This window comes from Jatrophihabitans sp. (genome assembly GCF_036389215.1).
Lineage (GTDB): Bacteria > Actinomycetota > Actinomycetes > Mycobacteriales > Jatrophihabitantaceae > Jatrophihabitans_A.
This window is the reverse complement of sequence record NZ_DASVQG010000012.1, coordinates 1-8,276: the sequence shown is the minus strand read 5'-3', so window position 1 is coordinate 8,276 and position 8,276 is coordinate 1. Positions and strand designations below refer to the sequence as shown.

10 protein-coding genes are annotated in these 8,276 nt (G+C 68.8%); 4 read left to right on the top strand and 6 right to left on the bottom strand.

Annotation, left to right across the window (positions count from 1 at the left end; all coding sequences use genetic code 11):
• A partial coding sequence (locus tag VF542_RS00475; protein WP_408649746.1) for a hypothetical protein occupies positions 1-794 on the bottom strand: 794 nt, incomplete at its 3' end.
• Between the two features lie 835 nt (positions 795-1,629).
• Positions 1,630-2,340: an SDR family oxidoreductase gene (locus VF542_RS00470; protein WP_408649745.1), complete on the bottom strand. Its 711-nt coding sequence runs from the start codon at positions 2,338-2,340 to the stop codon at positions 1,630-1,632.
• Between the two features lie 172 nt (positions 2,341-2,512).
• On the opposite strand from VF542_RS00470, the gene VF542_RS00465 reads away from it, so the two are divergent.
• Positions 2,513-2,944 (top strand): phage holin family protein, encoded by a 432-nt coding sequence (locus VF542_RS00465; RefSeq protein WP_408649744.1) that lies wholly within the window; start codon positions 2,513-2,515, stop codon positions 2,942-2,944.
• A gap of 10 nt (positions 2,945-2,954) precedes the next feature.
• Positions 2,955-3,875 (top strand): alpha/beta fold hydrolase, encoded by a 921-nt coding sequence (locus VF542_RS00460; protein WP_408649743.1) that lies wholly within the window; start codon positions 2,955-2,957, stop codon positions 3,873-3,875.
• A 98-nt stretch (positions 3,876-3,973) separates the two neighbouring features.
• Here VF542_RS00460 and VF542_RS00455 read toward each other — a convergent pair whose 3' ends face one another.
• The 4 genes from VF542_RS00455 to nth form a co-directional block, all read right to left on the bottom strand.
• On the bottom strand, positions 3,974-5,158 hold the full coding sequence (locus tag VF542_RS00455) for a MarP family serine protease (RefSeq protein ID WP_408649742.1): 1,185 nt from the start codon (positions 5,156-5,158) through the stop codon (positions 3,974-3,976).
• A gap of 31 nt (positions 5,159-5,189) precedes the next feature.
• The gene (locus tag VF542_RS00450) at positions 5,190-5,627 is read right to left on the bottom strand and encodes a cupredoxin domain-containing protein (RefSeq protein WP_408649741.1); all 438 of its coding nucleotides are present in this window, start codon (positions 5,625-5,627) and stop codon (positions 5,190-5,192) included.
• Between the two features lie 67 nt (positions 5,628-5,694).
• Positions 5,695-6,363, bottom strand: coding sequence for an NUDIX hydrolase (locus VF542_RS00445; protein ID WP_408649740.1), 669 nt, complete (start codon positions 6,361-6,363; stop codon positions 5,695-5,697).
• Complete coding sequence (nth, locus tag VF542_RS00440; RefSeq protein ID WP_408649739.1) at positions 6,360-7,127, bottom strand: endonuclease III; 768 nt, start codon at positions 7,125-7,127, stop codon at positions 6,360-6,362. The genes VF542_RS00445 and nth overlap by 4 nt, the downstream gene beginning before the upstream one ends.
• A gap of 10 nt (positions 7,128-7,137) precedes the next feature.
• Between nth and VF542_RS00435 the strand changes: the two genes are divergently transcribed.
• Complete coding sequence (locus VF542_RS00435) at positions 7,138-7,371, top strand: hypothetical protein (RefSeq protein WP_408649738.1); 234 nt, start codon at positions 7,138-7,140, stop codon at positions 7,369-7,371.
• A gap of 147 nt (positions 7,372-7,518) precedes the next feature.
• Positions 7,519-8,193, top strand: coding sequence for a Crp/Fnr family transcriptional regulator (locus VF542_RS00430; protein WP_408649737.1), 675 nt, complete (start codon positions 7,519-7,521; stop codon positions 8,191-8,193).
• Positions 8,194-8,276: the final 83 nt, after the last annotated feature.

Sequence of the window (8,276 nt, the reverse complement as noted above, 5' to 3'; positions counted from 1 at the left end):
GTCGCCGCAACCCGAAAGGCGATTCCCTCTGTGTCCCGTAAGCGCAGTAGCAGGTCGAGGTCCTCCAGACGTGCGCCAGCGTCGTCGACGACGACCACGCCGGGTTTGGTTGAGATGAGATCGTCCAGAAGCCGCTCCGGTGTTGGCCACCGTTCAAGGAACAGCGCACCATCGAGCTTGCTTGCCACATGGCTCTTCCCGGCGCCTGGAACCCCGAACAGAATTACGTCGTCGCGGACATCATTCACTTCCTCGATTAGAACGTCACGACCAAACGTCGGCAGCTGCCGCTCGTCAGGCCGAGCCCCTCGCGGCTCACGCGAGAAACTGAACGGACCACCCTCAATCCCCAAGATCTTCCGCCGCCAGTCCGGGTTCTCTCGGAACTGGTTCGCAAACCAATGCCGGTCGTAGACCTGCACAAGCTCGCAGTCGAAAGCATGAGCAATCTGTCGCAGCTTTTCGCGCTTCTGCCTGTTGGCCTCAACCAGGTTCACAACCACCACATGATGAACCGGGAGGTCGTTCTTCCTCATTGACCGGAGACTGTCGAGGAGACTTCGCTTAGCGCTCGACCAGTTCCGTGAGGATGTGATGATGGCTCCGGTGGTCCTGCCCTCTGCAGTTATCTCCGCGTCGAGTCCGAAGTCCGTTCCGCCGGCGATCGGCACTAGCCCCGGATGGATCAAACTGAGCAACGACGTCGCACACAGCTCGAAGTTTTGCGGATCGATCCGTGCGCGGAGGTCCGATAGTCGCTGATCGATGCGGTCCAAAAGGTTCACATCACCCACCAAGGCTCAGCGTCGCGACAGATGCTGTCAACTCGTCCCATGGAGCGAACTTATCGTCTGCTGGCGATATCGCCACCGCGGTCAACGGACGCACCCAGCCGACCGCTGAGATCTGGACTAGTCAAGGGGGACCGCTGGCAAGTCTTGCGGCACTGCGAGCGCACGCCGAGTTGATCCCCTCGGAAGCGCGTGGATGTGTGGCTCGAGCTTGCCGCAGTTTTGAGCAGCCCGACCTAGCTGAACTCTGGACCGAGAAGGAAGCGGCATGAACTCGATGTAGTTTCGCCGACGGGCGCATAAGGAAGCGGATTGGTATCCCGCGCATCTGCTCAGCGGGTGCAGTGCGGCTTACCCCTCGTCGGTGTCGTCGGCGATTGTGTCCGCGCGGACAAGCCGAAGGAAGGTACGCGTCGCCCCGGTACGATGTTGAGCAATCACCCAGGGCCCATCGGGCAGGAGCAGTCGAATGGCTCCGTCGTCCATGTAACGGACTTCAAGCTTGCGCCCATCTGCAGCTTCGGTAGGCACCCTATTGAGGGTCTTTGCTCTGGCCATATCGCTAGTTAACACCAAGGCCAAGGATAGGGCATGATCACATACCGTGGGCGAGCAACAGATCCACGCCCGATGTCGACCGCCGCAGAGCATCGGGAGGGAATGCGTCTGTTGGTCGGTTTGCGGGGCGGCTACCGATCCACCTGCGCCGGCAACCAGATGTCGCCAGGGGCGACGCCGATCGACGGATTTTTCGCACGCCACGGTCAGGGGCTAGAGCCCGCGTGCGATGTCCAAATTACAACGTTGTGCACCTGCTGGGACTCCAACCCCCCGTCGCTTAGCGGTGGGCGTCCGGCGAGGACGGTCCGGGCAGCCCGGCCGGCCGCAGGGTCAGCTCGGTGAGCACCCCGTCGGACGGCAGCGCCAACACAAGCTCGATGACCTGGGCGACGGTGGCCGGCTGCAGGTAGTCCGACTCCCGGTACTCGCCGGACTCGGCGGCCCGGACCTCGCGCTGCATGCCGGTGGCGGTCCGTCCCGGATACAGCGTAGAAACCCGCACGCCCGGCTCCTCCTGGCGCAGGCCGTCGGCATAGGCCCGCAACGCGAACTTCGACGCTCCGTAGGTGGTCAGCGGCGAGCGGGCGTTGAGCCCCGACCCCGAGTTGACGAACACCACGGTGCCGGCCGCCGCCCGCAGCGCCGGCAGCAGCAGCCGGGTCAGTTCGGCGACCGCGGTGACGTTCACGTTGAACTGGTCGGTGAAGTCGGCCGGGGTGGTGCTGGCCAGCGAGCCCGGCCGCACGATGCCGGCGCAGTGCACCACGCCGTCGAGCGCAGCCAGGCCGGCCAGCCACGGCGCCAGCGCCGGTTCCAGTGACTCCGGCGCCGCCAGGTCCGCCACCAGCAGCTCGGCCAGTCCCAGCCCAGCGAGATCCGGGTCAGCCGTCCGGGCGAGCCCGAAGACCTGATGCCCGGCAGCGAGCAAGCGCTCGGACAGCACCCGGCCGATTCCGCGGGAGACTCCGGTGATCAGATAGCTCGGCACAGCTGCAGACCTTAGCGAGCACCGCATCGGCGAGCAGCCGCCGCGTCGATGCCGAATCAGCACCCGCAACGGGCACGGTAGGGTTTGAAACTGATCCGAGTACCACAGTTCGTGCACAGGTCGGCTCTGATTTCAGCCGGAGCCGCACCGCTAGCAGAAGGGATATCGGCGGGTGACCGAAAACCACACCTCGACGCAGATGCCGGCGCCGCCATCGATCGGCACCCTGATCGCCGAGGCGAGTTCCAGCTTCAGCACGCTGCTGCACGGCGAGATCGAGCTGGCCAAGCTCGAGATCAAGGACTCGGTCAAGAACGCCGGCACCGGCGCCGGGATGTTCGCCGCCGCCGCGGTGCTGGTGGTGTTCGGCCTCATCTTCGGCCTGATCGCCCTCGCCGAGGGCCTGGTCGCGCTGCACCTGTGGCGCTGGGTCGCCTACCTGATCGTCTTCGTGCTACTCCTCCTGCTGGCCGGCCTGTTCGGGTTCCTCGGCTTCCGCAAGGTCAAGCGGGTCAAGGCGCCGCGGCAGACCATCGACACCACCAAGAGCACCGTGGTGGCGCTGCGCCAGGCGACCTCCCACCAGCCCAACCACCGGGCCTGATCGCGCCCCCTTGAGCACACCTGACGAGTCGGTCGTCCTGATCGACGGCCCGTGGACGCACCGGACCATCCCCGCCAACGGCATCTCCTTGCACGTCGTCGAGGCCGGCACCGGCCCGCTGGTACTGCTGCTGCACGGGATGCCGACCTTCTGGTGGACCTGGTCACGGCAGCTGATCGATCTCGCCGATGCCGGCTACCGCGCGGTCGCGGTGGATCTGCGCGGCTACGGGGCCTCGGACAAGCCGCCGCGCGGCTACGACGCCGGCACCCTGGCCGCCGACATCGCCCAGCTGGTGACCGCGCTCGGCGAGCAGGACGCGGTGATCGTGGGCAACGACCTGGGTGGCCTGCTCGCCTGGTCGGTGGCCGCCCTGCATCCCCAGGTGGTCCGCCGGATCGCGGTGCTGGGCGCCGCCCATCCGCTGCGGCTGCGGCAGGGGGTGCTCTATGACAAGGCGCAGCGACGCGCCTCCTCCTACGCGCTGCGCACCTTCCAGGTCCCCCGGCTGGGCGAGCGGCTGCTCACCCAGGATCCGGCCTTCCTGCAGCAGCTGTTCGCCACCTGGTCCGGTCCGCGCTGGCGCGGCACCCCCGGCTACTCGGTCGCGATCAACCGGTACGCCGAGGCGATGCGGATCCCTCCGGTGGCGCACTGCTCGCTGGAGTTCTTCCGCTGGGCGGTCCGGTCCCTGCCCCGGCCGGACGGGCGCGCCTACGCCCGCTCGATGCAGCAGCCGATCGACAAGCCGGTCCTGCAGTTGCACGGTGACTCCGACCGGTGCGTGCTGCCGGCCACCGCGCAGGGTTCCTCGCGGCACGTCTCCGCCGACTACGAGTGGCGGCTGCTGCCCGGGGTCGGGCACTTCCCCCAGCACGAGACTCCGGATCGAGTGTCCGACGAGCTGATCCGGTGGGCGAAGCTGGGCTGAGCCCGGTGGGCGAAGCTGGGCTGAGCCGGCAACCGAAGCTCAGCCGGTAACCAATGGCTCAGCCGGTCGGCGAAGCTGATCCGGCCCAGACAACACCGCTAGCTGCAGTCCCCGGTGCTGACCGACCTGGTGCTGGCGCGCCCCGAGCTGGCAGCGTCGGCAACCTCCGCGGCGGTCAGCACGAACGCGGTGTCGGCCGAGTCCAGCGCGGAGGCGAACACGATGCCCAGGATGGCGCCGTCGGTATCGATCAGCGGGCCACCGGAGTTTCCGGACCGTACCACCGACCTGATCGTGTAGATGTCGCGGTCCAGCGAGATCCGCCCGTAGATGTCACGGCCGGAGATCCGCTCGCGGTCCCGGATCCGGGCCGGCCGCACGTCGAACGGGCCGTCCTCGGGATAGCCGAGCACGATGGCGTCCTGGCCGGACGTGGCGACAGCCGCTGACAGCCGCACCGGCCGCAGCGCCAGTCCGGGCACCCAGAGCACCGCGATGTCGCGCCCCGGATCGAACACCACCACGTGCGCGGTGAGCGCGCCGCGGCTGGTCTCCACCTGGACCTGGCTGGCACCGGCCACCACGTGGGCGTTGGTCAGCACCCGTTCGGGGGCGTAGACGATGCTGGAGCCCTCGATGCCCCGGTCACAGGACAGTGCCACCGCGCGGACCTTGAGCACCGACGACCGGACCGCCGCCACCGAGGCCGACTGCAGCAGGGCGGGGTCAGCGGGCGGCACGTCGACGATCCGGGTCGGCTGCAGCGCCCCGAAGACCTGCGGGAAGCCACTGCGGTCGACGAACCGGCGCAGCGAGCTGTAGAGGTTGCGGATGCTGTCGGGCAGCGTGTCGTCCACCGCCCGGATCGTCACCGACCGGCGTACCTGACCCGACAGCGTCGGAAACGGCGCGAACGCCAGCGGAAGCGCGACCATCCAGGCGACCAGCAGCACGGCCAGCGCCGAGAACAGCGCACCGACCACCTGATCCAGCCGGCGGGCCGGATGCCAGGTCACCTTCGAGCGCAGCCGGCCGGCCACCCAGACCGCGATCAGCTGCCCGAGCATGGCGAAGAACAGCACGCACACGATCGCGACCGGCACCTGCGCGGCGCCGTCGGCGAGGGTGCGGCCCAGCGGCTTGGCCAGTTGCGCGCCCAGCGCGGCGCCGCCGAAGAACCCGGTGAAGGACAGCCCGCCCAGCAACGCCCCGTTGCGGAAGCCGCCGACGGCATAGCAGAGGATCGCCACCAGCAGGATCAGGTCGAGCAGGTCAGGATTCACCGCCGGCGCGGACCTCCTCGTTGGGTAGCACTCAGTTCGGGAGTACGACGAGAGTGCCCGTCTGGCCCTGCGGGACATGGATGGTGCAGACAAATTTATATGTTCCAGGGCCAGGAGCGATGAAATCCACCGATTTTGTCTGCCCGGCCGAGACCAGCGGCACGTAGTCGGCCGGAAAGTCCTGCAACGACCAGTCGTGCGGGGCGCCGGTGCCGACGTGCTTGAGGACGATGCGGACCTTGCCCGGATGCACGGTGATGGTCGAGGGCTTGAACCGGTAGCTCTGGTCGGTGGTGATGACCACCTCCTGCACGCCGGCCGTCGTCGAGGCGGTGGTCGAACCGGTGTGCGGCTCCCGGTTGATCGCCGACTGGGTCTGGCAGCCGGCCAGCAGCAACACGAGTGGCACTGCCAGCACCGAGGCGCGGCGGCTGCGGGCGTGCGGCGGGGCCGGTGGGGGCGTCAGCACATCAGCGACCGTACCCGCCGATGCTGTGCGGCCCCGATCACCCAGCGGCTGGGCTGCCGACCCGCGGCTAGTCGGGCAACGGCCGGACGCGCTGGGAGTCCCACGGCTGTTCCCAGCCGGCGAAGCGGAGCAACCGGTCCAGCAGGCCGGCGGTGAATCCCCAGACGAACAGGCCGTCGACCTCGAAGCCGGGCCCCGAATAGCCCGACGGGTGCCAGACGGTAAACCGGTTCGCCGGCAGCAGCAGTTCGCTCAGCCGTACCCGGTGCACGCTGGCCACCTCGGCCTCGTCGACCACCCCGATCGGATGCGGGCTGTGCCAGTAGCCGATCACCGAGGTCACCACGAAGCCGGACGGCGGCAACCACAGGGCCGGCAACTCGGCCAGCACGTCCACGGTCTCCGGCCGCAAGCCGACCTCCTCGGCCGCCTCCCGCAGCGCGGTGGCCGCGGGCGAGGCGTCCTGGGGGTCGGTGGCACCGCCGGGGAACGCCACCTGGCCGGCGTGGCTGCGCATGGTGGCCGAGCGCTGGATCAGCAGCACGTCGGCCTCGGCGGCCGTGCCCGGCGAGGCGAACAGGATCAGGACCGCCGAGTGCCGGCCGCTGCCGTCGACCGGCGGGGTGAACCGGGACAGCTCGGTGACCTGCGTGGAGTCGAGCGTCCGCAGCATCGGGCGCAGCCAGTCCGGCGTGGTCAGGCCGCCACCCGCCGCGGGCTCAGCTGGCCCGCTCACCCGGTGAGCTCGGGATCCACCTGGGACGGGGTCTTGACCAGCTTGGCCGCCAGCACCGGGTTCTGCTCGCCGATTCCCGCGGACGGGCAGAGCCGGGCGATCGGGCAGACCGCGCACGCCGGCCGGCGGGCGTGGCACATCCGGCGGCCGTGCCAGATCACCCGGTGCGAGAGCATCGTCCACTCCCGGCGCGGGATCAGCGCCGCGACCTCCGCCTCGATCTTCACCGGATCGTCGCTGGCGGTCCAGTGCCAGCGCTGGGACAGCCGCAGAAAGTGGGTGTCAACGGTGATTCCCGGGATGTCGAAGGCGTTGCCGAGCACCACGTTCGCGGTCTTGCGCCCGAAGCCCGGCAGCGAGACCAGCGCCTCCAGGCTGCCCGGCACCTGGCCGTCGTAGCGCTCGAGCAGTTGCTGACCGAGCTTGATCAGGGTGTTGGTCTTGGCCCGGAAGAAGCCGGTCTGGTGGATCAGCTCCTCGAGCTCCTCCCGGTCCGCGCTGGCGTAGGAGGCGGCGTCGGGATACTTGGCAAAGACGGCCGGCGTCACCTCGTTGACCTTCTTGTCCGTGCACTGGGCCGACAGGATGGTCGCGACCGAGAGTTCCAGCGGGTTGCTGAAGTTGAGCTCGCAGTGTGCGTTCGGATAGAGCTCGGCCAGCTCCTTGTTGATTCGCCGGGCCCGCCTGGTCAGGGCGAGCTGGGTTTCGCTGCGTTCGGCCACGGCCGCTGTAGTTCCCACGTCAGCTAGCTTATTGGGGCACAATGGCAACACGATGATCGGATTTCTGGTGTTGCTGTTCCCGGTGCTTCTGCTGATCTTCATGCTGGTCATGGAGCGCATCGAAGAGCCGCTGACCCGGGTCGCGCTCGAACGCGAGGTCGAGGACTTCCTGGAGCACGCCAGTCAGGACGAACTCGCCACCCTGGTCCGGGAAGGCCCGGTCAGCGCCATGTCGCGATTCCGGGGCCGGCTGCGAGTGCTGTCCCGGCGCCGCCGGCGCCAGTAGCGCCGGCGCCGGTAGCCGCCCGCGCCAGTAACCGCCGGCGTCAAGCTGGCGATCCGGCGCGGTCGCGGGCTCCCGGACGCGGCTACCCCCTAGAATCCGGCCAAGAACCAGCGCGTGCCGAACGCGCAGCGACGAGAGGGAGCTGGCGTGGACGAGGTGCTCCGCAGGGCCGGACTGTTCCAGGGTGTCGACCCGGCGGATGTCGAGGCGCTGGGCAGCCAGTTCGAGATCTTCGACGCGCCCCGTGGAACCACCCTCTTCAACGAGGGCGAAGCCGGCGACAGCCTCTACATCGTGCTCACCGGCAAGGTGAAACTCGGCCGGAAGTCCTCCGACGGGCGCGAGAACCTGGTGGCCGTGATGGGCCCCGCCGACCAGTTCGGAGAGCTCTCGCTGTTCGACCCGGGTCCCCGTACCGCCACCGCGGTGGTCGTCACCGACGCCCGGGTGGCCCGGTTGCCCAAGGCCGCGCTGACCGACTGGATCACCGAGCGACCCCAGATCGCCCTGCAGCTGCTGCGGGTGGTGGCCCGCCGGTTGCGCCGGACCAACACCATGCTTGCCGACCTGATCTTCGTCGACGTCCCGGGCCGGGTCGCCAAACAACTGCTGCAGCTGGCACAGCGGTTCGGTTCGGTGGACGGCGGCCAGCTGCGGGTGACCCACGACCTCACCCAGGAGGAGCTGGCCCAGCTGGTCGGCGCGTCCCGGGAGACCGTCAACAAGGCGCTCGCCGACTTCGCGTCCCGCGGGTGGCTGCGCCTCGAGCCGCGCTCCGTGGTGATCATGGACATCGAGCGGCTGTCCCGCCGCTCCCGCTAGCGCCCGGTTGGTCGATCAGCCGGTGGTGCGCAGGTGCTCGATCTGGGCGCGGACGCTGAGCTCGGCGGCGCCCCACAGCACCG

Coding starts and splice junctions, on each gene's coding strand:
- VF542_RS00435 (WP_408649738.1), top strand. CDS start 7,138: ATGATCGGATTTCTGGTGTTGCTGTTCCCGGTGCTTCTGCTGATCTTC.